We start from the raw sequence: 1719 nt of genomic DNA, 5'->3' as shown, positions 1-1719 counted from the left end.
CGTCAGAACGGAGCGGGTTCCGTGGCGGGCGGGAGCGGCGGGTCGGGAACGAACCGGACCGCCGGAGGGTACGGAACGGGTTCGTCGATATAGACCCTCCCGGTCGGGGAGGTCCACTCGAGCACTCCCCCGGCGAGCTGTCTCACCTGCCAGCGGGTGAACTGCTTCTGGGTGTGGTGTCTCTGGCAGAGATGACAGAGGTTGCAGACCTCGGTCTTGCCGCCGAGTGCCGCGTCGTGGGTGTGATCGACCTCGCATCGCACCGCGGGGGCGGTACACCCGGGCCACCGGCAGTGGCGGTCGCGGGCGCGGAGATAACGGTCGATCGCCGCGGTCCGCTGATAGGTGTCGACGTGCAACACCGCCCCGGTGATCGGGTGCGTGATCACGCGATCCCACGGCAGTGACGTCGCCTCGGCGATCGCCCGCGCCGTTTCGGCGTCGATGGGACCGTGCCCGACGAGCGCAGCGGGGTCGAGGTTCTCTCCGCCGGGTTGAAGCATCGTCAATGCAGGGACCACGACCTGCACCTTCGCACGGATCGCCCCGAGTGTGCCGAGGCCGTCGTCGCCGCGGGTCGGGTCGGCGTCGGGCGCCGCGGTCAGCAGGAGGTCGGCGAGAATGTCGGCGCGCACCTGATCGACCGTGCGGATGTCGGCGTCGACCGATGCCGTATCGGCTGCGCACGGGACACCGTCGTTGACGGCCTCCGTGCAGAACGCAGGCTGGACGCCGGGCTCGACAGGCGCCCCACTGGGCACGGACGACGCGGCGGGACGCGCGTCGACGAGCGCGCGGCCCTGCTGGGTGAGCCGATCGTAGATCCCCACCGCCAGCACGGTCGGCAAGGTGGCGATGAGATCCGACATCCCATTCTCACCGGGCACGACCCGCACGTTCCGTGTCGCACGCCCGGCGCGATGCCGTTCGGTGATCGTCGTGGGCTGCAGCCGTTCGGCGAGAGCCGCGAGACAGGTCTTCAGCCGACGGGGGCTCATCCCCTCAGCAGTGGCGACCGCGAGCACGTCGAACTCGCCGCGCCGCTCCACGGGCACCGGATGCCCGGCATCCACGATCGCCCACACATGAGCTCGCGACAACGCCCCCGCCTCCCACGCGGCGAGCGTCACCGGATAGTCGTCAACGAGCTCCACCGCACGACCGATCTGCGCCTGCACCGATCGATCGGAGAGGTGCGCGGCCGCCGCGATCTCGGATGCCACCTCGCGCAGCGCCATCTCTGCCATCTTCGACGAGGTGCGCTGGGCCGCCATCGCGTCGAACGCGAAGTGCCCGGCGCGAGCGAGCGCCCGCACCCGTCGTGCCTCGGCCGCGGCCAGCTCGGCGTCGGCCGCGAGCACCTCGCTCAGCACCGACGACAGGTCGTCGTGCCCGCCGTGGGGCGCTGGTTCGGGGTTCGCGCAGTGCATGTGTGCATGCTAGCGACGGGCTCCGACATCACGACGCGTCGGGGGAGGCAAGTGGGGACAACCTCCGAGATTCCCCACCTGGGGAGGAACGGTCCTCACCTCACCGAATCCGCACCCCGCCTGGGCCGAGCGCTCCGACCCCGGCCGCATGGCACCCTCACCCCGACCGCACGGCACGCCTCCACCGCACCGCCCCTCGGCAAGAACGATCCCGCGCCTCCTCACCGCCACGCGCCCGCGCACCGCACCGCCCACCGCGACCCCGCGCCCGCGCACCGCACCGCGCACC

General features: G+C 71.7%; 1 protein-coding gene. It reads right to left on the bottom strand.

Going from position 1 to position 1719, the window contains the following annotated elements; all coding sequences use genetic code 11:
* Window positions 1-2: 2 nt before the first annotated feature.
* Complete coding sequence (locus FE256_RS17860; RefSeq protein ID WP_138178328.1) at window positions 3-1430, bottom strand: HNH endonuclease; 1428 nt, start codon at window positions 1428-1430, stop codon at window positions 3-5.
* Window positions 1431-1719 lie beyond the last annotated feature (289 nt).

It is taken from the genome of Microbacterium sp. 5K110, from assembly GCF_005774735.1.
Taxonomy (GTDB): domain Bacteria; phylum Actinomycetota; class Actinomycetes; order Actinomycetales; family Microbacteriaceae; genus Microbacterium.
Note: the sequence above shows the minus strand (reverse complement) of the source record. Positions and strands in the feature narration are given on the sequence as shown.

Bases quoted from the DNA above. Each gene is read 5' to 3' on its own strand.
- FE256_RS17860 (WP_138178328.1), bottom strand. From the start codon at position 1,430: ATGCACTGCGCGAACCCCGAACCAGCGCCCCACGGCGGGCACGACGAC.